General features: G+C 43.2%; 22 protein-coding genes. 5 read left to right on the top strand and 17 right to left on the bottom strand.

The features are described 5' to 3' along the window. From K5L93_RS02740 to rpsB, 10 genes are all read right to left on the bottom strand, one after another. Complete coding sequence (locus tag K5L93_RS02740; RefSeq protein ID WP_220718373.1) at positions 1 to 510, bottom strand: OmpH/Skp family outer membrane protein; 510 nt, start codon at positions 508 to 510, stop codon at positions 1 to 3. Positions 511 to 534: 24 nt separating this feature from the next. Further along, the gene (bamA, locus tag K5L93_RS02745) at positions 535 to 2,964 is read right to left on the bottom strand and encodes an outer membrane protein assembly factor BamA (RefSeq protein ID WP_220718374.1); all 2,430 of its coding nucleotides are present in this window, start codon (positions 2,962 to 2,964) and stop codon (positions 535 to 537) included. Positions 2,965 to 2,991: 27 nt separating this feature from the next. Then, positions 2,992 to 4,344 (bottom strand): sigma E protease regulator RseP, encoded by a 1,353-nt coding sequence (rseP, locus tag K5L93_RS02750; RefSeq protein WP_220718375.1) that lies wholly within the window; start codon positions 4,342 to 4,344, stop codon positions 2,992 to 2,994. Next, the gene (ispC, locus tag K5L93_RS02755; protein WP_220718376.1) at positions 4,341 to 5,543 is read right to left on the bottom strand and encodes a 1-deoxy-D-xylulose-5-phosphate reductoisomerase; all 1,203 of its coding nucleotides are present in this window, start codon (positions 5,541 to 5,543) and stop codon (positions 4,341 to 4,343) included. Before ispC ends, rseP begins: the two co-directional genes overlap by 4 nt. A gap of 6 nt (positions 5,544 to 5,549) precedes the next feature. Continuing rightward, positions 5,550 to 6,392 (bottom strand): phosphatidate cytidylyltransferase, encoded by an 843-nt coding sequence (locus tag K5L93_RS02760; RefSeq protein ID WP_220718377.1) that lies wholly within the window; start codon positions 6,390 to 6,392, stop codon positions 5,550 to 5,552. Further along, a complete protein-coding gene (uppS, locus tag K5L93_RS02765) occupies positions 6,385 to 7,176 on the bottom strand; it encodes a polyprenyl diphosphate synthase (RefSeq protein ID WP_220718378.1) in 792 nt (263 codons plus the stop codon). Before uppS ends, K5L93_RS02760 begins: the two co-directional genes overlap by 8 nt. A 69-nt stretch (positions 7,177 to 7,245) precedes the next feature. Continuing rightward, a complete protein-coding gene (gene frr, locus K5L93_RS02770) occupies positions 7,246 to 7,803 on the bottom strand; it encodes a ribosome recycling factor (protein WP_220718379.1) in 558 nt (185 codons plus the stop codon). An 11-nt stretch (positions 7,804 to 7,814) separates the two neighbouring features. Further along, positions 7,815 to 8,564 (bottom strand): UMP kinase, encoded by a 750-nt coding sequence (pyrH, locus tag K5L93_RS02775; RefSeq protein ID WP_220718380.1) that lies wholly within the window; start codon positions 8,562 to 8,564, stop codon positions 7,815 to 7,817. Positions 8,565 to 8,639: 75 nt separating this feature from the next. After that, a complete protein-coding gene (gene tsf / locus K5L93_RS02780) occupies positions 8,640 to 9,488 on the bottom strand; it encodes a translation elongation factor Ts (protein ID WP_220718381.1) in 849 nt (282 codons plus the stop codon). Positions 9,489 to 9,590: 102 nt separating this feature from the next. Next, on the bottom strand, positions 9,591 to 10,325 hold the full coding sequence (gene rpsB, locus K5L93_RS02785) for a 30S ribosomal protein S2 (RefSeq protein ID WP_220718382.1): 735 nt from the start codon (positions 10,323 to 10,325) through the stop codon (positions 9,591 to 9,593). Positions 10,326 to 10,631: 306 nt separating this feature from the next. On the opposite strand from rpsB, the gene map reads away from it, so the two are divergent. The 4 genes from map (at position 10,632) to K5L93_RS02805 (ending at position 15,702) form a co-directional block, all read left to right on the top strand. Beyond that, entirely contained in the window at positions 10,632 to 11,426 is a 795-nt protein-coding gene (gene map, locus K5L93_RS02790) for a type I methionyl aminopeptidase (RefSeq protein ID WP_220718383.1), read from the top strand. Between the two features lie 24 nt (positions 11,427 to 11,450). Continuing rightward, positions 11,451 to 14,060, top strand: coding sequence for a bifunctional uridylyltransferase/uridylyl-removing protein GlnD (gene glnD / locus K5L93_RS02795; RefSeq protein ID WP_220718384.1), 2,610 nt, complete (start codon positions 11,451 to 11,453; stop codon positions 14,058 to 14,060). 36 nt (positions 14,061 to 14,096) lie between these two features. Beyond that, positions 14,097 to 15,134 (top strand): 2,3,4,5-tetrahydropyridine-2,6-dicarboxylate N-succinyltransferase, encoded by a 1,038-nt coding sequence (gene dapD / locus K5L93_RS02800; protein ID WP_220718385.1) that lies wholly within the window; start codon positions 14,097 to 14,099, stop codon positions 15,132 to 15,134. Between the two features lie 190 nt (positions 15,135 to 15,324). Continuing rightward, a complete protein-coding gene (locus tag K5L93_RS02805; protein WP_220718386.1) occupies positions 15,325 to 15,702 on the top strand; it encodes a DUF3461 family protein in 378 nt (125 codons plus the stop codon). Positions 15,703 to 15,748: 46 nt separating this feature from the next. Here the strand turns inward: K5L93_RS02805 and K5L93_RS02810 are convergent, their stop codons facing one another. Together K5L93_RS02810 and ptsG are read right to left on the bottom strand one after the other, a co-directional pair. Next, the gene (locus tag K5L93_RS02810; protein ID WP_220718387.1) at positions 15,749 to 17,059 is read right to left on the bottom strand and encodes an IS4 family transposase; all 1,311 of its coding nucleotides are present in this window, start codon (positions 17,057 to 17,059) and stop codon (positions 15,749 to 15,751) included. A 124-nt stretch (positions 17,060 to 17,183) separates the two neighbouring features. Beyond that, a complete protein-coding gene (ptsG, locus tag K5L93_RS02815; protein ID WP_220718388.1) occupies positions 17,184 to 18,617 on the bottom strand; it encodes a PTS glucose transporter subunit IIBC in 1,434 nt (477 codons plus the stop codon). 542 nt (positions 18,618 to 19,159) lie between these two features. On the opposite strand from ptsG, the gene lamB reads away from it, so the two are divergent. Beyond that, complete coding sequence (gene lamB, locus K5L93_RS02820; RefSeq protein ID WP_220718389.1) at positions 19,160 to 20,452, top strand: maltoporin LamB; 1,293 nt, start codon at positions 19,160 to 19,162, stop codon at positions 20,450 to 20,452. A 320-nt stretch (positions 20,453 to 20,772) separates the two neighbouring features. On the opposite strand, the gene K5L93_RS02825 is transcribed toward lamB, so the two are convergent. The 5 genes from K5L93_RS02825 to K5L93_RS02845 all read right to left on the bottom strand — a co-directional run bounded on the left by K5L93_RS02825 (position 20,773) and on the right by K5L93_RS02845 (position 25,682). After that, on the bottom strand, positions 20,773 to 21,717 hold the full coding sequence (locus tag K5L93_RS02825; RefSeq protein ID WP_220718390.1) for a MalM family protein: 945 nt from the start codon (positions 21,715 to 21,717) through the stop codon (positions 20,773 to 20,775). Positions 21,718 to 21,862: 145 nt separating this feature from the next. Then, positions 21,863 to 22,750 carry a MalM family protein gene (locus K5L93_RS02830; protein WP_220718391.1) on the bottom strand — a complete coding sequence of 296 codons (888 nt, stop codon included), beginning with the start codon at positions 22,748 to 22,750 and terminating at the stop codon, positions 21,863 to 21,865. 79 nt (positions 22,751 to 22,829) lie between these two features. Continuing rightward, positions 22,830 to 24,191, bottom strand: coding sequence for a carbohydrate porin (locus K5L93_RS02835; protein ID WP_220718392.1), 1,362 nt, complete (start codon positions 24,189 to 24,191; stop codon positions 22,830 to 22,832). A 418-nt stretch (positions 24,192 to 24,609) separates the two neighbouring features. Further along, positions 24,610 to 25,371: a tRNA pseudouridine(65) synthase TruC gene (gene truC, locus K5L93_RS02840; protein WP_220718393.1), complete on the bottom strand. Its 762-nt coding sequence runs from the start codon at positions 25,369 to 25,371 to the stop codon at positions 24,610 to 24,612. Then, positions 25,371 to 25,682 carry a YqcC family protein gene (locus tag K5L93_RS02845; protein ID WP_246614967.1) on the bottom strand — a complete coding sequence of 104 codons (312 nt, stop codon included), beginning with the start codon at positions 25,680 to 25,682 and terminating at the stop codon, positions 25,371 to 25,373. Before K5L93_RS02845 ends, truC begins: the two co-directional genes overlap by 1 nt. Positions 25,683 to 25,807: the final 125 nt, after the last annotated feature.

Consider the following 25,807-nt stretch of genomic DNA (forward strand, 5'->3'; position numbering starts at 1 on the left):
TTACTTACTCTTACTAACTTGTTGAACAACTTTTTTGGTAATATCTAAAGAATCAGATGCGTACGCGGTTGCATCTAAAGGTAATACTAAATCGTAGCCGTGTGCTTTAGATACTTCAACAATCGCATCTTGAACTTTAACCATTAATTTCTGTTGCTCTTCTGCACCGCGACGACGCTGGTCCTCTTCTAAATTCTTACGCTTAAGCTTGTATTCAGCCTGCATAGTTTCTAGTTGGCGAGTAATTTTGGTTACTTCTTGTTGGCCAAGGAGTTCACCATCTTTCTCGCGTTTGTCGTAAAGTCTTTGCATTTCGGTTTCTAAGCCCCGAACCTCTTGAACGCGTACTTCGAACTCATCTTTCAACGTTTTTTGTAAGGTATCGCGCTGTGGTAATTGCTGGAATACTTCAGCAATATTTATCACAGCAATTTTTGTTTTTGCTAGCGCGCTAAAACTTGGGGTTACAATAGTTGCAGCAAGGGCAACGGCAGCAATTAGTTTTTTCAAAAGATTGACTCCTAAAATCAAAAGTTAAAAAGTTTGGCCAATATTAAATGAGAAGGCTTCAGAACGATCTCCTTCATAACTCTTAATTGGCTTAGCAAATGAGAATACCAATGGTCCCATTGGAGAAAACCATTGTATAGACACACCTACTGATGCTCGAATTCGGTCTGGTGATGAATAATCACCAAAACGGTCACAATATCTAATACATTGCATTTGACTATATCGTTCATAATCGAACTCTGTATCCCAGACTGTACCAAAATCTATAAATGCAGTAGTACGAACTTGACGAATATAGGCTTCGTCAAGAAATGGTGTTGGGAAGATAAGTTCAGCTGAACCGACCGCTAAGGCGTTGCCACCTACTGAATCATCAGACGAGGTAACATAAGAGCTGCCGTTGTTATCCACCAGGTAAAGCGCTCGTGGGCCAACGGTATTTGAACGGAAACCACGTAAGGTGGAGTAACCACCGGCATAAAAGTTTTCGAAGAAAGGTAAAATTTGATCGTTACCCTCTATCTGTCCGTAACCATTCCCGTATCCCACCTTACCTCTAACGGCTAAAGCCCAGTCATGATTGGTGGTAATAGGGAAGAAGTGACGAGTATCAAAACTCATTTTAAAATACTGAACGTCTGAACCAGGAATGGTGATTTTAGTATCAAACTTTTGCGACGAACCTGCGGTTGGCATTGAGCCATTGTTTAAAGTGTTACGACTCCACCCCAAAGTGGTATCTAGAGATCCAAAGGTCAATGAACCATCATCATTTCGATGTGGCGCATAAATATCCCAAAACTGTTGGATTTGCGCATAGGCATTTAATTGCGAAATTTTATTTTGCTCTAAACCTAGGCTGACACTTAGGCGGTTGTATTCATTTACCGGGAACCCAAGAGTGCCGCGTAGACCAATGGTTTCATTGTTATAGTCTACGATATCAGCTTTTGATGCTTCGAAATCTGTATAGTAAAATCTCCCGCCAAAGCTTACACCGTCTTTAGTGAAGTAAGGGTCTGTAAAGTTTACGTCGAAGTTCTTAGAGTATTTATTGGTACTAATATTAATACCCGCTCGATTACCTGTACCAAGAAAATTATCCTGTTGCACCCCAGCAGAAAGGCTCAAACCAGACTCTGTGCCAAAACCTACGCCAGCATTGAACGAACCAGAAGGCTGTTCTTTAACGGTAAAATTCACATCAACTTGATCGTCTGAGCCAGGCACTTTTACTGTATCAACATCGACAGTTTCGAAAAAGCCTAGTCGACTTAAACGCGCCCTTGATTGCTCCACCAAACGATTTGAAAGCCAAGTGCCTTCCATTTGACGCATTTCACGACGCAGCACTTCATCTTTAGTAATGGTGTTACCGCTAACATTGATACGACGCACATACACTCGACTACCAGGATCAATGTTTATGTTAAGTACCACCGATTTAGTCTCATCATCAATAACCGGGAATACATTTACCTGAGGATAAGCATAGCCATAGCGCCCTAAAAACTTAGAAAGCAACTCTTCTGTTTTTGTCACTTCGGCGCCACTGTATGTATCACCTTCTTTAATGCTAACTAATCCATTTAACTCAGCGCTCTTATCTAGGAGGTTACCCGCTAACTCAACTTTCTCTACCGTGTAAATCTCGCCTTCATCAACGTTAATGGTGATGTAAATGCCTTTCTTATCTGGCGTTAAAGCAACTTGAGTGGAATCGACTTTAAAGCGGATATATCCACGGTCGTAATAAAAGCTGTTGATGGTTTCTAAGTCACCAGCCAGTTTTTGCTTTTGATATTTTTGATCAGCTAAAACATTCCACCAAGGAGCATTATCAGTGAGCGTCATACGCTTAATTAGCTCACCCGAAGAAAATTTTTGATTACCAATAATGTTAATTTGTTCAATTTCCGCGGATAGTCCCTCTTGGAAATTAAACTTCAAATCAACTCGATTGCGCGGCAATGGCGTAACAATGGCTTTTACTCGAGCACTGTACTTACCCACACTGTAGTAAAAGTCTTCTAGACTTTTTTCTATATTACGCAAGTTAGTTTTATCTAGCGGCTCACCAATTTTTATCCCTGATGAGCGCAATGACTCTTCAAGTTGTTCCGTTTTTATATCTTTATTACCTGAATACTCAATATTGCTGACAGTTGGCCTTTCAAGAACCTTGAATACCAGCGCATCTCCATCACGATAAACCTGAATATCTTCGAAGTTTCCACTGCGATACAATCGCTTAATACTCTCACTAACTTGAGAGCTATCAACCTCATCACCAACGCGTAAAGGAATTTGTAACAGCGCGGCACCCAACGATACCCTTTGCAATCCCTCGAGCCGAATATCTGCAACAGTAAACGCCGAATTGTCCGCGGCGAGAGTCGTTCCCGAGATGCAGGCTAGTAAAAGTCCAACAACCAACTGCTTTTTGAACATAAGAAAAAAGAACGTCCTATTTAATTGTTATAAGCGCATGAAATCATTAAAAATAGCCAGGCTCATCAAAGCCATTACTAATACTGCACCAATCCTAAATCCAATTTCCTGCACACGCTCTGACACGGGTTTACCAGTAATACCTTCGACAGCAAAAAACACTAAGTGCCCTCCATCTAGTACTGGTAAGGGAAATAAATTAATAATGCCTAAGTTAATACTAACCAAAGCAACAAAACCTAAAAAATACACCAACCCATAATCAGCCGTGGCACCAGCACCTTTAGCGATAGAGATTGGACCGCTAAGGTTATCTAATGAAACCACCCCTGTCACCAATTTACCGATCATTGACACTGTCAATTTGCTTAAATGCCAAGTTCGTTCGAGTGACTTACCAAATGCATCAAAAACACCATAATGCAAGTCAATTCGGTACTCTTCTGGAAACTCGGATACTTCGGGCGCTAAACCCACGTAGCCGCTTTCTTTACCTTGGTATTCTCTAGCTTCAGGAGTCATGGTTAGCTGTACTGGACTACCAGAACGCTCAACATCAACAACAATTGACTGATGCGGCCTAGCTTGAACATAAGTTACAAAATCTTGCCAAGAAGCGAGATTAACGCCATCTAGTGCTAACAGCTTATCGCCCTCTAACAAACCAGCCTCTGCGGCAGGTTTACCAGCAACCACCTTAGCAACGTTCATCGAGATGCTTGGACTAAATGGCTGTAGGCCTAAACTAATAATTGGACTTTGCTGCTCACTGTCCAACTGCCACTGGCGAATATCCAAGTAAGCTGTTTGAGTTCGTTGGGTTTCTGTATCTTTGACTTCTACCGCCATCGACTCATTACCAAGCTGGCTAACCAAGGCTAAGTTGACGCTTTCCCAATCTAGGGTTTTCTGGCCGTCAATCATGATAATCTCGTGACCTGAACGAAGGCCCGCTTGTTCAGCAATACTGTTAGGTGCAACACCACCTAGAACTGGTTTTACTGAAGGAACACCAATAACAAACATCAGCCAGAAGGCTAATATAGCTAGCAAAAAGTTAGCAATAGGACCAGCCGCGACAACAGCACTGCGCTGACCCAATGTTTTATTATTAAAGGCTTGAGAGCGAAGCTCGGCAGGCACTTCGGCTACTCGTTCATCGAGCATTTTCACGTAGCCACCAAGCGGGATAATCGCCACTACGTATTCAGTACCATCTTTGGCAGTTCTACGCCACAGCGCTTTACCAAAGCCTATTGAAAAGCGCTCTACTTTAACACCACAACGACGGGCGACCCAAAAGTGGCCAAACTCATGCACTGTTACCAAGATGCCTAGGGCAATAATAAAAAAGCTGGTGTTCCAAATCACTTCGTTCATGCACAGATCCTTTTAACCGCTGCATCAGCATGCATTCGCGCCCTTTGGTCGACCTCTAGTAAAACTGAAAGTTCAGTTTCGGCGCCCATATAACTCTGTTTATCCAAGCAAGTGGCGACAACTTCGGCAATCTGGGTGAATTTTATCCGCTCTGCCAAAAATGCTTCCACGGCGATTTCGTTAGCCGCATTTAAGCAAGTCGTAGCAGTTTGGCTGTCATAACAGGCATCGATAGCCAATTTCAAGCAAGGGTATTTAGCATAATCGGGTGGAATAAAGCTCAATTCGCCAATGCTGAAGAAATCCAAAGCCTCTACTCCAGAAACTTGCCGTTGTGGGTATGCCATCACATGGGCGATTGGCGTAGCCATATCCGGTTGGCCCATTTGCGCAAGCACCGAACCATCGCAGTACTGCACCATGGAATGAATGATTGATTGAGGGTGAATAATCACATCTATTTGATTAGGTTGAGTATTAAATAAGCGCTTAGCTTCTATATACTCTAAACCCTTGTTCATCATGGTGGCTGAGTCTACCGAGATCTTTTGCCCCATCGACCAATTTGGATGTGCGCAAGCTTGCGCTGGAGTTACCGACGACAAGCTTGCCAACTCGGTGTATCTAAAAGGCCCACCAGAACCGGTAAGCAAAATTTTGCTTACGCCAGCCTCAGACAAATTACAATAACCAAGCTGCTGTTGAACTTGTTCTGGCATACATTGGAATATGGCATTATGTTCACTATCGACCGGTAGAATTTGAGCACCGCTTTTTTTGGCCGCTTCCATGAAGATAGCGCCGCTCATTACCAAGGCTTCTTTATTAGCCAACAACACGGTTTTGCCTGCCTCTACTGCAGCCAATGTAGGTAACAAACCCGCTGCGCCAACAATAGCAGCCATCACCAATTCAACTTCAGAGGCCTTAACCAGGTCCGCAATGGCCTTATCACCGCTAGGTACTTCTACCTTAAGAGACTCAACTTTAATCGCTTCACGCAGTTTATGATTACTAGGTTCGTCGGCCATTAGCGCGTATTGAGGAGAAAACTCTCGACAAATTTCCAACATAGCGCTTAGGTTTTTCCCCCCCGTCACACCAAATAAAGAAAAACTCCGTGGGTTTTCGCGAATAACTTTAAGGGTACTGCTACCAATCGACCCGGTGGCGCCAAGAATAACCAATTGCTTGCTCATCAAGGGCTACATCCAATGAAGGAAGAAAAAAGCAAATACTGGCATCGCTGCCGTCATGCTGTCAATCCGGTCAAGTAAGCCGCCATGGCCTGGAAGTAAACTACCGCTGTCTTTTATTCCAGCTTGACGCTTAAACATGCTTTCAACTAAATCACCAACAACCGAGGCTAGAACAGTAAATCCACTGGCAATCACTAATACCCACTCTTTGCCTTCTGGTATGTCTAAGAAGATAAATGCGCCAACCGTAACTAGAGCCGCAACAGCCAAGCCACCTAACAAACCTTCAATGGTTTTTTTTGGGCTAACATTTTTAGCCAACTTGCGCTTACCAAAACGCTTACCGGCAAAATAAGCCCCAGTATCTGCAGCCCAAACTAGCAACAATACATAAAGTACCCAAGCACCACCAACAGCTGGATTGCTAGGGTCAACCGAGCGTAAAAAGACTAAAGACCAAAAGAATGGCAGTAGCACTACAAGCCCAACTAGCAACTTAAAGACGCTACTGTTGTGCCAAAACGTCGCCGAATGAGGATAACGTGAAAGTAAATATAAACTACTTAGCCAAGCAGCTACAGCAAGGCCGAGCATGGCGCTAAACCAAGTTGATTGCGCGAGGCTATCGAGTGGGAGTTGCCACAAGCTAAACCCAAAAACCAATGAGAAGACAACAAAAAAGCTCAAACGCTTTGAGCCTCGGTCAGACACCACTCTAGCCCATTCTCTGGCTGCCAATACCAGCACCAAAGCAAATACCACCGCTAAGCCAAACAGCGGTAACATGAAAATTGCAGCTAGGGCCAAAGGCGCTAATATCAGCGCCGTTATGATTCTTTGCTTAAGCAAAATGATCCTCATTTTTTTGATTGTCTATCAACAAAGCTTGTACCTGTTCCCCAGTACAACCAAAGCGACGCTCGCGACTCACAAATGCAGCAATGGCCTCGCCAAATGCATCTTCGTCAAAGTCTGGCCACAACACATCACTAAAGTAAAGCTCTGCATAAGCGGTTTGCCATAGCAAAAAGTTACTAATTCGGTGATCGCCACCGGTGCGGATTAATAAATCCACGTCGCCCACAGTGTCGCTTTCCATTAATGCCGAGATATGCTCTTCACTAATGTCTTGCGCATCTAAGTAACCCTTTTTAACTTGTTCAGCTAATTGTTGGCTAGCGTTTACAATGTCCCAGCGGCCACCGTAGTTAGCAGCAATGTTTAGTACTAAGCCATCGTTTGCCGCTGTTTCATTTTGGGCAATGGCAATGCGTTTTTGCAATTTGTCACTAAAGCGAGAAGTATCACCAATTATTCTTAGTTGTACATTATTGTTTTTCAGTTTTTTAACTTCTCGTTGCAAAACTGTCAAAAACAAATTCATTAAGCTTGACACTTCTTCTTCCGGGCGTCGCCAGTTCTCACTGCTAAAGGCAAACAAAGTTAACGACTTTACGCCTAATTGAGTGGCAAAACTTACAGCCCGTCTTACAGACTTCACCCCTGCTTGGTGGCCAAACATGCGCAATTTGCCACGTTGCTGAGCCCAACGCCCGTTGCCATCCATAATGATGGCAACATGCTTTGGCATAGCATCTTTCACGGCTAACTGCTGCGCTTCAGGTAAGGTCATAATTCACTACTCTTACTTACAAAAAAAAACCGTGTAACAAGACACGGCTATTTTCAATCTATAAATCGATTAAACTTCAAGCAACTCTGCTTCTTTTGCGGCTAAAGCTTCATCAACTTGCTTAACAGCCGCATCAGTAATTTTTTGAATTTCGTCTTGAGCACGACGATCATCATCTTCACCAATTTCTTTTTCTTTAAGCAGTTCCTTAACATCACCATTTGCGTCACGACGAATGTTACGAATTGCCACACGCGCTTGCTCAGCTTCGGCGCGAACAATTTTAATAAGATCGCGACGGCGTTCTTCAGTAAGCATTGGCAACGGAATGCGGATAAGGGTACCGGCCGAAGACGGATTTAAGCCTAAGTCTGAGCTCATAATTGCTTTTTCTACCGCACTAATTAAGCTTGCATCAAAAACGGTTACAGTTAACGTACGCGAGTCTTCAGTTGATACGTTACCAACTTGCTTCAGCGGCGTATCTACACCGTAATAAGGCACCATAATGCCGTCTAATAGACTTGTGTGGGCGCGGCCAGTGCGGACCTTAGACATTTGAGTTTTTAAAGACTCAATGCTTTTACCCATGCGTGTTTGAGCATCTTGTTTGATTTCGTTAATCACGATAACTATCCCTACTCTGTTTCTGTTTTATTTGATACGTGACAAATTGTAGTACCTTCGTCTGCACCCATCACAACGTTCTTCAAACTACCAGGTTTGTTCATGTTAAATACACGAATTGGCAAGTTATGATCACGTGCTAAGGTGAATGCGGCCAAATCCATCACTTTTAATTCTTTATCTAATACTTCAGCGTAATCTAGCTCACGGTAAAGTGTTGCTGCAGGGTCTTTAACTGGATCGGCGGTAAATACACCGTCTACTTTAGTGCCTTTAAGCACTGCTTCAGCTTCAATCTCAATGCCACGTAAACACGCTGCAGAGTCTGTTGTGAAGAAAGGATTACCCGTACCCGCTGAGAAAATAACAACTTTGCCCGCTTTAAGATTGCTAATAGCATCTGCCCAGTTGTATGAATCACACACGCCGTTTAGCTCAATGGCCGACATTAAGCGCGCGTTTACAAAATTTCTGTGTAGTGCGTCTCGCATCGCTAAGCCGTTCATCACGGTTGCTAGCATACCCATGTGGTCGCCTACTACTCGGTTCATACCTGCTTTTGCAAGGCCTTCGCCTCGAAACAGGTTACCACCACCAATAACTAGCCCAACTTGGATACCTAATTCTACTAACTCTTTGATTTCAAGAGCCATACGATCCAATACTTTAGGGTCTATACCAAAACCTTCATCACCCATTAGGGCTTCACCTGAAAGTTTTAAAAGAATGCGACGATATGCAGGTTTAGGATTGGTGCTCATAGCGATGATGATCTCTCTTATTTAGAAATACAAGAAGGTTGCGGCATGATACCGCAACCTGAAGAACAACTAAAATTACTTTTTAGCTGCTGCGATTTGTGCAGCTACTTCTGCAGCAAAATCTTCTTCTTTTTTCTCAATACCTTCGCCAACTTCTAGGCGAATGAAACCAGCTACTGAAGCACCTTTCTCTTTCAAGATTGCGCCAACAGTTTTCTTAGGTTCCATGATGAACGCTTGACCAGTTAATGAAATCTCGCCGGTGAATTTCTTCATACGGCCAGTTACCATTTTCTTAGCGATTTCTTCTGGTTTACCTTCATTCATCGCAATTTCGATTTGAAGCTTTTCTTCTTTCTCAACTACGTCAGCAGGAACATCTTCAGGAGATAAGAACTCTGGCTTAGAAGCAGCAACATGCATAGCAATGTGCTTCAGCGTTTCAGCATCAGCTTCACCAGTTACAGCAACACCAATGCGCTCGCCGTGACGGTAAGAAGCGATAGTTGCACCATCTAAGTACTCTACGCGACGAACAGAGATGTTTTCGCCAATTTTAGCGACTAACTGAACACGCTCTTCTTCAAAATCAGCTTTCAAAGTTTCGATGTCAGTTTTAGCTGCTGCAGCTGCTTCAGCAACTTTTTCAGCAAACGCTAAAAAGCTTGCGTCTTTAGCAACAAAGTCAGTTTGACAGTTGACTTCTAACAAGGCAGCAAAACCAGCGCCTTCTTTAATAATAATTGCGCCTTCGGCAGCGATGTTACCCGCTTTTTTTGCAGCTTTAGCTGCACCGCTTTTACGCATATTTTCAATCGCCAACTCGATGTCACCATCAGTTTCAGTCAACGCTTTTTTACAATCCATCATGCCTGCGCCGGTACGTTCGCGCAGTTCTTTTACTAGGGCAGCAGTAATTGCCATTTGTTTGATCCTCGACTGTTTATCGGATAAAACTCAGGGGACAAGCTTGCCCCCTGCTAATCATCAAGCTCACTTAGTGTAAATGCAGTTTATTGCATTTAATTACTCAGCAGCTTCCTCTACGAAACCATCTTCTTCAGCTTGTACTACGATGTCGTCTTGACGACCTTCGATAACAGTATCAGCAGCTGCGCCAAGGTACAATTTAATTGCACGGATAGCGTCGTCGTTACCAGGAATGATGTAATCAACACCGTCTGGTGCAGAGTTAGTATCAACTACAGAGATAACTGGAATACCTAGGTTGTTTGCTTCGCGAATAGCGATGTGCTCGTGTTCAGCATCGATTACAAACAATACGTCTGGTAGACCGCCCATGTTTTTGATACCGCCAAGGCTTTTCTCAAGCTTTTCCATTTCGCGAGTACGCATCAGCGCCTCTTTCTTGGTTAGCTTTTCGAAAGTACCGTCTTGGCTTTGAGCTTCTAGATCTTTTAGACGCTTGATAGATTGACGTACTGTTTTCCAGTTAGTCAACATACCACCCAACCAGCGGTGGTTAACGTAGAATTGATCTGAACGAAGTGCTTCAGCTTTGATGGTGTCACCAGCAGCGCGCTTAGTACCAACAAAAAGAACTTTACCTTTCTTAGATGCAACTTTCTTAAGAACAGACATTGCATCATTAAACATAGGTACAGTTTTTTCTAAGTTAATGATATGAACTTTGTTACGAGCACCAAAAATGAAAGGCTTCATTTTTGGGTTCCAGTAACGAGTTTGGTGACCAAAGTGTACGCCTGCTTGAAGCATATCGCGCATTGAAACGTTTGCCATTATAATTTCCTCAAATGGGGTTAGGCCTCCACACATCCCATTTTACCGACCAGACCAAATTGCCCAGCACCCCGGAAAACGTGACGATGTGTGTGTGTGTTTAAAATATAAATATTTAATTTATGTAAGCATCCACGCTAATTCGAAAACCAGAGTAATGACTTACGGCGCGCTTTATACCATAAATAGCGATATTGATAAAGCTAAGGCTAAACTTTTCGTTAATTTTTCTAGCTACTACAACTCCCCTCGCCCTTACGGTAAACTAGCGGCAAAACCAAGGTAAACACTCAACTATTAGTACTCATGAGCATAGTAATAAAAACCCCTGAACAAATTGAAAAGATGCGCGTTGCTGGTCGCCTAGCGGCAGACGTTCTCACCATGATCGCCCCTTATGTTAAGGTTGGCGTTAGCACCGATGAACTTAATCAACGCTGCCATGACTACATAGTAAACGAGCAAGGGGCCATTCCAGCACCGCTAGATTACCATGGCTTTCCTAAATCAATCTGTACCTCGGTAAACGACGTGGTATGCCATGGTATTCCTTCTAGTACCCATATTTTGCAAGATGGCGATGTAATCAACATCGATATCACAGTAATAAAAGACGGTTATCACGGCGATACCTCCAAAATGTTTTTGGTGGGCAATGCCTCACCTGCCGATAAACTGTTATGCCGCGTGACTCAGCAAGCGCTCTACCAAGCCATTAAAGTGGTAAAACCTGGCAATAAAGTCAGCGACATAGGTAATGCAATTCAAAAATACTTGAAAAAAGGCAACTATCGCTACGGCATTGTCGATAACTTTTGTGGCCACGGTATTGGTGAAGGTTTCCATGAAGATCCTCAAATCATGCACTACCGCAACAACGACCGAACGGTATTAAAAGCAGGCATGTGTTTCACCATTGAACCGATGATTAATCAAGGCAAAAAAGGCAACTGGGTTGATGAAGAAGATGGCTGGACAGCACGTACCAACGACGGTAAAAACTCCGCACAGTGGGAGCACACGTTATTAGTCACTAACGACGGTGTTGAAGTACTAACACTTCGTGATGAAGAAGACTTACCACGCATTATTAAAAACTAACAGACAGGTCTCAGAGGTTTAGTCATGGAAACGACGTTAGCAGCACCGCCTTTGCCCTGCACAAAAGACATATCGCTTAAGAGCAGCAAGCAATATCTAGATGATTTACAAGAGTACTTGGCTGATCAATTCAATCAAGGCGTGCATGTTGTTGAATTAGTGCAATTGCGCTCTCAACAAATGGACTTGTTACTTAATTGCTTATGGAAGCATTTTGATTTGGCCGAACACCCAGGGCTGTCCTTGCTTGCCGTAGGTGGTTATGGCCGTGGCGAACTTCACCCCCGTTCAGATATCGACATTCTTATTCTCACTCGAGAGCAAGTTGAACCAGCAATAGCAGACAAAATATCAGCGTTTATTACATTGCTTTGGGATATACGCTTAGATGTAGGCCAAAGCGTTCGCACGCTCAAAGAGTGTTTAGAGCTAGGTCTGGAAGACATTACCATTGCTACCAACTTGCAAGAGTCTCGATTATTGTTTGGTGACAAAGCCCTATATCAAGAACTGTGTTTGGCTGTATGCGCCGACAGTTTTTGGCCTAGCGAAGCTTTTTTCCGCGCTAAAAAAGATGAACAACTGAGTCGTCACCGCCAATATAAAGGTAACGCCTACTCCCTTGAACCAGACATTAAAGCTAACCCGGGTGGTTTACGAGATATTCAAACGATTTGCTGGGTTGCAGGCCGCCACTTTGGCAGTAGCGATTTAGACGAACTCACCAAACAAAACTTCCTAACCTTAGCAGAATGTAGAGAATTGCAAGATTGTAGGGACTTTTTGTGGCGTGTACGCTTTGCTCTGCATATTCACTTGCCCAAAAGTGATGACCGCTTGTTATTTGACCGCCAGTTAGCAGTAGCGCAATCACTGGGTTATAGCGGTGAGCACAATGCGCCAGTTGAACGCCTAATGAAGCACTTCTTCCAAACGGTGCGTCGAATTTCTGAACTAAATGAAATGCTACTGCAGCTCTTCGATGAAGCGATCCTTGGTAACACCGCCATGGATGTTCAGCCAGTCGATGAAAACTTCATGCTACGTGGCAACCTAATAGATAGCGCTAATGGCCAACTGTTTTTAGCGCACCCAGAGCAAATTTTGGTGATGTTTTTACACATTGCCGACAATCCGAAGATTACCGGCATTTACTCAGCAACCTTACGCCAATTACGTGAAGCAAGACGCAGACTGACCCATTGGTTGCAAGACATACCAGAGTGCCGACGCTACTTTAGACGCCTTATTAAGCACCCCAACGTGACTGGGCTACCCCTAACTTTAATGCATCGCTATGGGGTTTTATCAGCCTATTTCCCTGCTTGGAGCCGCATTGTTGGTCAAATGCAATTTGATTTGTTCCATGCTTTCACTGTTGATGAACATACCCATCGCCTGATTAACAAAATTCATTCGTTTAATGATGAAAAAACCAAAGAGGTTCACCCTCTTTGTTGCCAAGTATACCCGCGTTTAGAACGACCTGATTTATTGGCTTTAGCAGCAATTTTTCATGATATTGCTAAGGGACGTAAAGGCGACCATTCAACCTTGGGTGCGGTAGATGCCGAAGAGTTTTGTTTAGCTCATGGTTTTAGTAAACCTTCCGCTCGCACTGTAGCTTGGCTAGTTAAACACCACTTATTGATGTCGGTCACTGCTCAACGCCGCGATATTTATGATCCCGAAGTCATTACCGAGTTTGCCAAGGTAGTGCGGGATCAACGCCACCTAGACATGTTGCTTTGTTTAACGGTAGCAGATATATGTGCAACTAATGATGATACTTGGAACAGTTGGAAGCGAACCCTATTAAGTGAGCTTTATCACTCAACCCAAAAAGCATTACGTAGAGGCTTAGAAAACCCGGTAGACATTCGCGGCGTTATTCGAGACAAGCAGAAAAAAGCGATTCAACGACTCGCAGCTAAAGGCTATTCCGAAGAGCAAATACGAAGTCTATGGCAACGCTTTAGAGCTGATTACTTTCTTCGACATACACCACAGCAAATTGCTTGGCACAGCGACCATTTATGGGGTCACAGTGAAGATCAACCTTTAGTACTAGTGAGCCGCCGAGCAACGCGGGGCGGCACCGAAATCTTTATTCATTGCCAAGACATTCCACATTTATTCGCTTCAGTTGCTGCTGAACTCGATCAAAAGAACCTAAATATTCATGATGCGCAAATCATGTCTAGCCGCGATGGATATGTGCTAGATACCTTTGTTGTGCTCGATCACGAAGGTGACCCCCTTTCGCTAGAACGCGGTATTTTATTACAGCAAACCCTGGCGCAAAAACTTTTGGTAGCCGCTCCAATAGACTTAAAACAGCGCCGAGTTCCACGTCAAGTACAACAATTTTCTATCGCTCCCCGTGTAGAGTTTTTACCCGCTAAAGGCAAGCGAACACTAATTGAAATAGTAGCCTTGGACAAACCTGGCTTATTGGCTAGAATAAGCGCCGTATTTCAATCCTTTAATTACACGATTCATGCAGCTAAGGTCACCACCATTGGTGAAAAAGCAGAAGACTTCTTCAGCATTAGCAACTGTGAACGTGAAAAGCTCACTCCCGAACAAAAGCAACAGCTTAAGAAGATTCTGGAGCAAGCGCTCAAACAATAATATTTAGCAAGCTCAACCACTATTTTGGAGACAATCATGTCTAAAGACTTTTTTAGTTACGCCGTTGGTGTGGGAAGTAAAAACGCAAATGGCCAATGGCTAGAAGTTTTTTACCCTGCTCCGGTGTTAAACCCAAGCGAAGCAGAAGTATCAGGCCTAACTAAAGGTTTAGATTACAACAATGGCAAACAAGACATTGAACTGGACGACACAGCATTAAACACCTTGATTGCCAATGCAGAGGCACTAGGTTTAGCAGAGCAAGTAACCGCCTTTAAAGCGTTACTAGGCAGCGAGCAGCCTCGCGTTTTATGTTTATTAAGCCAAGATGATGCTGCTGCTTCAACACCTGAAGCTTACCTCAAGCTACACTTGCTCTCTCACCGTTTAGTTAAACCTCACGGTACCGATTTAAGCGGTATCTTTGCGGTGCTGCCTAACGTAGCGTGGACCAACCAAGGTGCTATCGATTTAACCGAACTGCCTGCTCGCCAACTAGAAGCACGCGCTAAAGGTGAATTACTACAGGTTACTTCTGTAGATAAGTTTCCAAAAATGGCTGATTACGTGGTCCCAAGTGGTGTGCGTATTGCGGCAACTTCACGCGTGCGCCTAGGTGCTTACATCGGCGAAGGTACTACGATTATGCACGAAGGTTTCTGTAACTTTAATGCAGGTACTGCTGGTACGAGTATGATCGAAGGCCGTATCTCTGCTGGAGTATTTGTAGGTAAAGGCTCTGATTTAGGTGGTGGTTGTTCAACCATGGGTACCCTTTCAGGCGGTGGTAACATTGTTATCGCGGTAGGTGAAGAATCGCTAATTGGAGCAAACGCTGGTACAGGCATTCCACTAGGTGACCGCTGCACCATCGAATCTGGCCTATACATTACCTCTGGTACCAAAGTGGTATTGATAGACGAAAATAAGCAACAAGCAGGCACCATTAAAGCCCGTGAGCTTGCCGGTAAATCAGATCTGCTATTCCGCCGTAACAGCCTTACTGGCGCAATTGAATGCTTAACCAATAAAACAGCGATTGCCTTAAACGAAGAGCTACACGCACATAACTAACCGATTCAGGCTCAAGTTACTCTGGTAGCTTGAGCCTACTTTCTCTCTTTAATTCCTCAACATAAAAAGCCCACTAGTTCACACTCCTTCTACGCGTAATGAGCTATGCTGCAATATACAGGCTCTGCAGAACAATGCGGCGGCGACTGTTTCTAGCAATAGAATGACAATTCGTTATGAAGGAAATTTTATGTACAAAAATCTAAAAAGCATTGGCATTACCAACCCAAGCGACATTGAACGTTATAGCCTCCGCCAAGAAGCCAATTCTGATACGCTCAAGATTTACTTCCATAAGGAAAAAGGTGACTTTCTCACCCGCAGTGTAAAATTTAAATACCCAAGGCAGAAAAAAACGGTACTTATTGATGGTGGTCGCGGCACTTACAAAGATACTACCGAAATAAACGCTAACCTGCGTTTTATCGTAGAAGAATTAGATAAAATTACTCGCAGAGACCAGCAAGAAAAAGACACCAAACAACAAGTACTTACTGAGTTGAGACATCTAGAAAAAGTAGTGTCAAACAAAATTGCTGAGATTGAAGCAAAACTAGAACGCCTATAAGCCCCAAATACAGATACAAAAAAGGAGGCCTAAGCCTCAATGCCGTTCACTTAAGGTGAACGGCATTTTTGTTTCTAGCGTATCGCTGCGGTCTGGGCTTAACGCACCTTGGAAAGGTTCGTTCTCGCCTTGGCGGAAGAATGAGGCTTTCTGCCATCCCATAAAAATGCTTGAGCTGCCGAGGAATTGCCCCTGGGCTGGAATAAGGCAGTCCTACCAATAACCTCATGACATGCGCTAACGCGCCATTGAAACTCAGCTGGTAAGGCAAGTAGCTCCCTTTCAACACAAAGCACATTTCAACCATTTGATACCGTATCAAATTATAGCTCAGCAAAATGCCCCATAACTCTTGGCGCACCAGCTCCGGTTTACGGCTTCTGAGTGTCAAACGCCTTCCCAACATAAACTGTTTTTGCTCTCGGTATCCCAGTTCGATTTCCCAACGGTGTCCATACAATGAACCAATATCTGCTGCGGGAAAGCGCATCGGGTCAATCATAGAAGTGAGTACCTCAAATGTCTTGCCATTGATTTTGCGGGTCACGAGACGAGCTGTCATCGTTTCGGATAGTTCTGGCCATAACTTACGCGCTCTAGGATTACTAGTAAGGGTGACAAGTTTATCGTTACGCCCAAAGCTTCTCAGCACGGTATATTGAGTGTTTTTCTTTAATGGCAGAAGCCAGTGGCGCTCTGTACCTGCACTCTGCCAAGCATGTAGTAACCCCATCGAATAAAAGCCACGGTCGAACATCGTTAGGCTATGGTCTGGCGTATCTTTAATCAGCTTTTCGGCTAACACCATTTCGTTGACGTTGTAGTCGTCGAAAGCACTGGCGGTGATGAGATGTGTGCTTAACTCCATCTGACACACCATGCGCACTTGTGGGTATTGTGTGCCTTTAGGTCGAGAAAATGCATCGCTGTTCTCTTTAGAATCATCAGTACGCCAAGTGACACCATCAACACCGAGTAGCGTTAAACCATTCCAGTGAGCGAAGTTGGCTTGTTGGCACCAGCGCTTTGACATGAGTTGAAAGACATCGTGTATCGCTTGTTCGCCTAGCTGTTTACGCCGTTGCGTGAGTGCACTTGGCGCAACGAAAGGCTTACCTTCACGGTCAACAATATCGAGCTGATTCACGATATTGGCTATCGACTTATCATTATAAAGCGCCATTCCAACAAGCAACCAGACCAGTGACTCAAGCGACAGTTTGCGCTTTCTCAGCGTAACCGTATCGGACAAAGCATAGGCATCATTAATGAGCTCAAGGGGTAACAAATCAGCCAGTGTTTCAATTTGATTGGGCTTCCAGTCATTGATGATGTTGAGTGCTTGTGAGACGTCCATAAACGAAAAAATCCGATGCCATTAATGACATCGGATTTTGCTATACCTAGAAAGATCGTCAATGGATCTGTCTTAACTGATCGGCATTAGGCCTAAGCCTCCTTTTTAACACTTACCTTAAACCTTAAACGGTTTGTAAGTAAGCTTCCATATCAGTTTTCAAGTTATCTGACTTAGTACCAAAGATAGCTTGAACACCTTGGCCAGCAACAACTACACCAGCTGCACCTAAGCTCTTAAGCTTTGGTTGGTCAACAGACTCTACTGACTTAACCTGAATACGTAAGCGAGTGATACAAGCATCTAGGCTAACAATGTTAGCTTTACCGCCAAACGCTTCTACTAGGTTCTTAGACATTTCGTCTTCAGAAACCGCTGCTGTAGCAACAGTATCTTCTTCATCTTCACGACCTGGAGTTTTAAGGTTTAATTTTGCAATTACCACACGGAACACTGTGTAGTAAACCGCGGCATAGCCCAAACCAATTACTGGGAACAACCAGATTTTTTGAGCGTTGCTCGACAATACGATGAAGTCAATTAAACCGTGTGAGAAAGATGTGCCGTGTACCATACCTAAAGTATTAGTAATTACGAAAGCCAAGCCAGCTAATAAAGCGTGAATTACGTAAAGTACTGGAGCTACAAACAAGAACGCAAATTCAATGGGTTCGGTAATGCCCGTTAGGAATGAAGTAAGCGCAGCAGAGATCATGATGCCGCCTACTTTAGCGCGGTTCTCTGGCTTAGCAGCATGCCAAATAGCAATAGCAGCAGCAGGTAGGCCGTACATTTTGAACATGTAACCACCGGCTAATTGACCAAAGCCATTGCCCGCCGCGCGAGACGCTTCATCCGCTTGTAGGTAACAAGTTAATACGCCATTAGCCACTTCACCAGCAGCAGTTGTACATTGCCCAGCCTCGAAGAAGAATGGAACATTCCAAACGTGGTGCAATCCAAATGGAATTAGAGAGCGCTCAACCACGCCGTAAATACCAAAAGCTAAAGTTGGGTTTTGCTCAGCAGCCCAGTGAGAAAATGCGGCAATGCCGTTGCCGATTGGAGGCCAAATAAAAGCCAGTACTACGCCTAAGAAAATAGTTAGGAAACCGGTAATAATCGGTACACTTCGCTTACCCGCAAAGAAGCCTAGATAAGCGGGCAGTTGAATACGGAAGAAGCGATTAAAGGTCCAGCCAGCTACACCACCAGCCAAAATACCGCCAAGCACGCCTGTATCAATCTTATCAACCCCCATAACACCAGCCATAACACCTAGTGTTGCAGTCATGATTCCATAACCAACAATTGCAGCTAAGGCAGCTACACCATCGTTGTTAGTGAAGCCAAGTGCCACACCAACGGCGAATAGTAGAGCCATTTGGCCAAATACCGAACCACCGGCATTTTCCATTAACTCTGAAACAATACCTGGCATCCAACTAAAGTCGGCCGCACCTACACCAAGCAAGATACCCGCAACCGGTAGAACTGATACGGGTAGCATCAGTGCTTTACCTACCTTTTGCGCTTGCGCAAACAAATTTTTAAACATAGTGAGCTCCTAGGGGCTGATAGTGTACTAAATAAAGCCTTAGCCATTTTCCTTCAAAAGGCCAATTTTGAAGCGGCTTAAATATAATTATTTTGATGTTGCCGCTAAATTCGTTTTCTTACGATTTCAGGGTGTTAGTTTAGGCGGGTATGACTTAGAAAAATGCGATTTAGCACAAGTTAAACCTCACTTTTTGTAACGCTTTGTAACACTTGGTCTCGCCTGAGATAAAAATGCCACATCGAGTAACTATTTCGTTTTATTCACCTGTCGCCCACCAATATTTTAATAAACAATTAGTCACCACAACCCAACATATACCTCCAACAACTAGAGCATCGAGAGCACAAAAAACCAACTCACAAAGAAAAAAAAGCACAAGAAAGGCTTTTCACACTGCTATTGTGATTTAGCTCACACGACAAACAACCAAACTACTGAGACAATGCTTTCGACATAATGTTCCATAGGAATTGGAATTTACAGAACAGGGTGCTTATTTATGTCCAAATTTGGAAATTAATACACATAAGGTTTATGTAATGAAATTAAAAACACTTTCGATCGCAGTAGCATCAGCCGCGATGTCTACTCAAGCCATTGCAGCTACTCCAGAATTTAACGGTTACATGCGTTCAGGAATTGGCGCTACTGGTTCGGGCGGCGAGCAAATGTGCTTTCAAGCCGACGGTTCACCATATAAGCACCGTTTGGGTAACGAATGTGAAACCTATGCTGAAATAGCATTATCTGCGCCTTTGTATGAAGAAGGCAACAAAGCAATGGGTGTACATACCCTACTTGCTCATTCTGTAGATCAACGTAACGATTGGGAAGAAAGCCCTTCTGCAGTGCGCGAAATGTACGTATCTGGCCAAAACATGGTTGAGTCTTTCGAAGGTTCAAACCTATGGGCAGGTAAGCGCTTTTACCAACGTCGCGACGTTCACCAAATTGATTACTACTACCTAGCTAATGCTGGTGCAGGTGCGGGTATTGAAAACATTGACGTAGGCTTTGCTAAGCTATCTGCTGCATGGGTTCGTAATACTTCAGAAGCCTTATTTGATGCCAACATTGCCGGCTCTGGCCAAACTATGGCTGATTTCTCTGGTAACAACTTAGATTTACGCTTAGACGGCATCTCTACTAACTCAAACGGCGAGTTGAGCTTAGTAGGTATTTACGGCATGTACTCTGAAGCGGCTGACCAAGATTTCAACATCGAAAACCAAAAAGACAACGGCGTGTTCGTGATGGCTGAGCACACTCAAGGTGATTTCTTTGGTGGCTTTAACAAGTTCTCTGTATCTTACGCAACAGACGCTATGGCGGGTATTGGCGCAAGTGGTCAACTTCGCGGGTTTGGCTACGAAAACATGGCAGACGAAGGTGATGATCCGGTTTACCGCACCGACAGCAATGAAGGCAGCTGGTACCGCTTACTAAACTGGGGTGTAGTTGATTTAGGCGAGTCAACAGCCATGTCTTACGTAGTTAACTACGAAAACTACGACAAAGATGATAACAAAGGCTCTACCTTGTTCACTGTTGGTGTTCGTCCTCAGTACAACTGGAACAATAATTTATCAACTATCTTAGACCTTGGTTACGATGTAGTTGAGTTTCAAGATGCAGCTAAAGCAAATGGCAGCGAAGATAACAAGCTAGCTAAGGTAACCATTGCTCAACAATGGCAAGCAGGTCCAAACGTATTTGCACGTCCTGCGCTACGCGCCTTTGCGACTTACGCAAAATCAGACCAATACATCTCTCGTGACTCTAGCTCGAAAGATGAAGTAACTTTTGGTTTCCAAGCCGAAGCTTGGTGGTAAACACCAAACAATAAAAATGCCTATTTTTTAGCCCTCGCAAGAGGGCTTTTTATTACCTGTAAGCATTTAACTAACAAGCCTGCCAAACGCTATAATCGAAAACACTAGTCAGATAGAAACAATGACTAACGCGAAGCAATCACTTGCGAATAGCTTTTGTAACCGAAGCTAGATCAGCACTTCTTCCCCTTCTAAGTGCTGTACAAGAAGTTATACTAACTTTACAACAACTAAGCCCCATTGGTGTAACCCGTTTCTACCGGATATCAAGTAACAAAAAGCCAGCTTAACGCTGGCTTAATATCAAACTAAAGGAAGCCTTATTTGTTTTTCACAGCTTCTATAAAAGAGCTTCTAGCTGAGTCAGAGCCCGCTTTCTCGGCCTCCTCAACCAGTTTTAAGGCTTTATCAATTTCACCTTCATTGACAAATTTGCTTATTAACTGATTATAAAAGTCTTCAGATTCTTTTAACATACTACTTGAAGGCTTAGGCTTAGCAGGTGAAGATATCGTCGGAGCATCGACCACTACAGGTGCAACCACCACCTGGCTAACTGGGTTGCTATTTGCCTGTCCAACGCCCTTTTTAACATCCCTAGCTTCTTTATCTTTCAGCTGCTGATTAGTTACATTACCAAATGATTTTGGAGTAATTTCTACTTGCAACGTACCATAATACCCATGTGGTAATGTTGGGTCTGCAGCAATTGGGGGGGCATATCCCTGTTCATCAGAACGTAAAGTTTCTGCTGACTTAAAGCTAGTAAACAAGCCTATCTCAGTAGGTTTAGTATACATAACAACATATCTAGCGGCCCCTAAGTTATATGGGTTGGTATCTAATTCAAACTGGGTATCAATATAAACGCTTTTACGAATCGTACCATAGCGTAAGCTATCTCTATCTGCTGCAATCTTATCAATAACGGAGAAGCTCTCATCCAAGATTAAAAAGTAAGGGAAAAACACTTGGTTTTCTAGAACACTTCCTACTTGAAAATTAACTGTACCAATATGCTCGGGTAAACGAACTGCTTGAAAGGTGCTCACCCCGCTATCAAACTCAAATACAGGTGATGTTTCAGGGGTGATCTCAAAGCGCTGTTTAAATTCAGGATTTGTAATTTGATAAAAAGGTATAGTCTCGATACTAGAGCAACAAACAGCTGCAAGGACTGTTTTCTCTGGTTTTGGCTTTTGGCTACAACCAGCAATCGAAACAATTACAAATATTAAAGCTACGATTCTTGTTTTTATGTCCATATAAATACTGCCATCCGTAACAGTTTAAGCTCACTTCTTTGCTTCATATTAAACGCTAGTAAAGCAAACTAAAACCGCAGATTGTAGAAAAGTTAGGGGTTCAATAGCAAGCCTACGCTATGAGCAACAGGCTTACTAATGACGGTTACTGGTTTTTAATTGCACTAATAAATGTAGAGCGAGCTGTACTTGAACCCGCATATTCAGCCTCTTCAACCAACTTCAAGGCTTTCTCGACTTCTCCATTATTAACAAAATCTTCAATCATCTTGTTATAAAAAGCTTCAGATTCAGGCAACATCGGACTTGTTTTGGTACTTTTACTTGATGAAGATATTACGGTACTTTGACTTGACGGAGAGACCACCTTTCCAGCAGCTTGTTGTTGCTTTGTTACCGTACCAAATGTGAGTGGCTTCAATTGCAACTCGATAGAACCATAATACCCATTAGGTAGCTTTGGGTCGGTTGCTATAGGTCTAGCTAGTCCTTCGTCCTCTGCTCGAATCGTTTCTGCGGATTTAAACTCAGTGTGTTTACCGATTTGCTCAGGCTTAGTAAACATAACTAAATAACGGTCTGCGTTAGCATCATAAGGGTTCGTCTCTACATCAAAAGAAGTTTCCTTGTAAACCTTTGTACCGATCTTTCCGTAGTTTAGCTTTAGGCTGTTCGCGTCTATTGTCTTAGTCACATTAAAATTTGAATCCAAAACAAGCACATAAGGAATAAACACTTGGTTTTCTAGAATACTAGACACTTTAACGGAAAGTTTTCCTACATGTGGAGGTAATTCCACAGCTTGAAAAGGACTAGCTCCACTATTGAACTCATAGACTGGCGATAAGTTAGGTGCTATTTCAAAAACCTGTTTAAACTCAGGATTTGATATCTGGTAAAACGGCAGTTGATTAACTGCGCTACAACAACTACTAGCAAGCACTGTTTCTTTGGGAACAGGTTTAGGGGTAGAACAAGCAGACAGCAAAGTAATAGAGCCCATAAAGGCTAAAACAGCAAACTTACGATTCATATAATTACCTAAAAAGTCAAAAAAAAAGGCAGTCAAAAGACTGCCTCAAGTGTAATGTGTTATTTAAGCAAACACTAGCTTAGAACCAGATTTCAGCTTCAACACCGAATACTGTTTGGTTGCTCTTATCGTTACCAGAAGTCCAGTGGTAGTTGTCATCACTTGAAGTCATGTATGTTACGTAAGGCTTAACTTGTGGACGACCAAAGTAGTCAGCATTAACTGTCCATACAGGTGCTAAAGTAGCAGTGAAGAAGTCTGTTGACTTGTCTTGACGACCCCAGTCTCCAGTGTCACCCAAAGTTTCACGAGCCCAAGTACCAATTAACTCAACACGGAAGTTTTCATTAACTTTAAAAGATGGAGTAACACCTACGAACAAGCGATCTACGCTATCAGTCCACCAGTTACGGCTATCTTTCATATCAATACCCCAGTATGTAACCTCGGTACCAATTTGAATAGAGTCAGTTGCGTTAACTACACCATTAGAGGTAAAGAAGATTGATGAGTCATCTTCAGCCCAACCGCCGTCCCACTGTCCGAAGTTTACACCACGGTTAGAAGCCATACCTTTACCGTAAGTCAAAGCTGTTACCGACCAACCTTCTAGGCCATAGTAAGTTGTTGCGTACATGATAGACGCGCCGTAACCATCATCTGCAGCTTTAGCGTTGTTTTGTCCAACAGTGCCTAATTCATCTGTATTTGCACGGAATGAATATTTAAGATCGAAGTCAAAAGTACCACCAAGCGCTTCAATTTGATAAGCGTAAAAATCTACAGAGTTTAGTGTAGAACGCGTGCCATCAGCGTTTACTGCATTACAGTTTTTGGCGTTGCTGTCACTATCATTGTCGCCATTTGTGTCACAACTACCTTCACCTGGGTCAGCAGATACAATGGCTAGACCAATTGATTTAGTTAAGTTAAAACCAGCACCAACACCAGAAGACTGTTTCCAGAATTCTTTTGATACTAAGCCTTGTTGACGGTTTAAGAAGCGACGACCTGCCCAGATGCTGCCATCTTTTGGCAGTACTGAAGGCAGAGCACCTAACTCAACGTAAGCTTCTTTAAATTCTAACTGACCAGTTTCTAAGTGGCCTTCGTTACCTGAAGAAGAACCATAGAACGGTTGACCGTTACCACCTTCGTTGTTGCCGTATTCAGTACGTAGAACGTAGTTAGCCCAAACACCATTTTTGTAAGTGCTTTCCTTTTTCAAGCTAAATTCTACTTGGTTAACGTTAGCAGAGAAGAATGGGCCAGCCGCGCGCATATCACGACGGTGCTCCCAAGTTGATGAACGGTCGTACGACTCACCAAAGTCATACTTGAACTTACCGTAACCGCCTACAGTCCACTCCGCAGAAGCGCCTGTAGAAATAGTTGCCAATGTAGCTGCAGCAACTGCAATTGAAAGTGCTTTCAATTTCATAATCCTTGTCCTTTTCCTTTTTGAACTACTAATCCCTTACCTTTTAGTAAGAGCTAGCGGTGCATTTGTAAGAGTGCTTATATCCGCTAACTGAGGAGGATTATAGGGAGCCTATTTAGACACAACTTTGAACTGGCTCACAGAATGATTTTTCTGAAAATCGCTTGAAAACAAGGGTTTCAGGGGTGAAAACAGGGTGTGGATCACATCATCCAATGACCATAAGAAAAGCCTTGAAAATGCTTTCAATCACAAAGAAAAGGCTTTCAGTAGGTTAATTACTAAAAAAAAACAAAATTTGAACTAATATTTAAGGTTACGAGCAAAAAAAAGTAATTTTTTTTCACGACCATGAAAGCCTTTTCAAAGTTCCAATTACCTTTCACAAGTGTGACCAAGATCACCAATAAAAAGGGAACTATTTCCAAGACATTCGCTTAAATAGCTGTTTCCAGCGCTCAGGCATGGGGCATTCGATGATGATTTCGTTGTTAGTATAAGGATGAACGAAGCTTAATCGCTTAGAAAACAACCAAAGCCCAGGTAACCCCAGCTCGCGAAATAAGCGATTATGACGACCATCACCATAAGTAGTGTCACCAATAATATGATGACTTAGGTGATGCATGTGACGCCGTAATTGGTGCTTTCTTCCAGTTTTAGGTTTAAGTGACACCAAACTATACCGAGAAGTTGCAAATTTACCTGATGGATAAGGTAACTCTGCTTTTTGTAATCCGGTGTAAAAAGTAAGGGCTGATTGGGCAGGTTTATCCTGCTGTGCCATAGCATCCACCATTTTATCTAGCTTTTCCTTCAACGGATAATCTAGCTGGTGTTCCCCCTCTATATAACCTCTAACCAAAGCAAGATATTGCTTATCTATATGTTGTGCAGCAAATTGTTCGGAAAGCCTACGGGCAGCTTCAGATGACTTAGCCATGATAAGTACACCACTGGTGGGTCTGTCTAGCCGGTGCACCGGGTACACATATTGGCCAATTTGATCGCGTAATATCTGTAAAGCAAATTGGCTTGCTTCTTTAGCTATCCAACTTCGGTGAACTAACAATCCAACCGGTTTATATACCGCTACATAATGGTCATCTTCAAACAACACCTGTAGTTGCTCGGGAATAGCTTCAATAGCCTCTTCGTTAATGTTTTCATCGTCGGTCATTACTTAAAACTCTCATCGATCGTTTTTATAACGTCCAACAAAGGCTTAGCGTCAAATGCCAATTGTTTTACCGCCTCTTCTGCATAAGGGCTTATCTCAACTTTTTGAGGTAAGGGGGCACCTAGTTCAATAAGTTCACGCATTTTAGGAATAAAAATAAACTGTAACCATTGCGGCAAACTTAAGGTGTCGATACAAAATGGCTGAGTACTAGCAAGTTGCTCGTTACTTGGCAGGGTGTTTTGCCAACAATTAGCTTGTTTTAAGCACTGCTCAAGTTCCAAAAGCATTGGCATAATTTTTTGAGACATCGTATTCATCAAAGCAAAAATCGCAGTGTAACATTCCACCCAAGCATTACCTACCAAACTGAGATAATTGCCCTCTCCACTATAAATGTGGATACTGACGCCAAATGTTGTGGATCGAACAGTAA

Origin of the sequence: Agarivorans litoreus (genome assembly GCF_019649015.1) — a bacterium.
GTDB lineage: Bacteria > Pseudomonadota > Gammaproteobacteria > Enterobacterales > Celerinatantimonadaceae > Agarivorans > Agarivorans litoreus.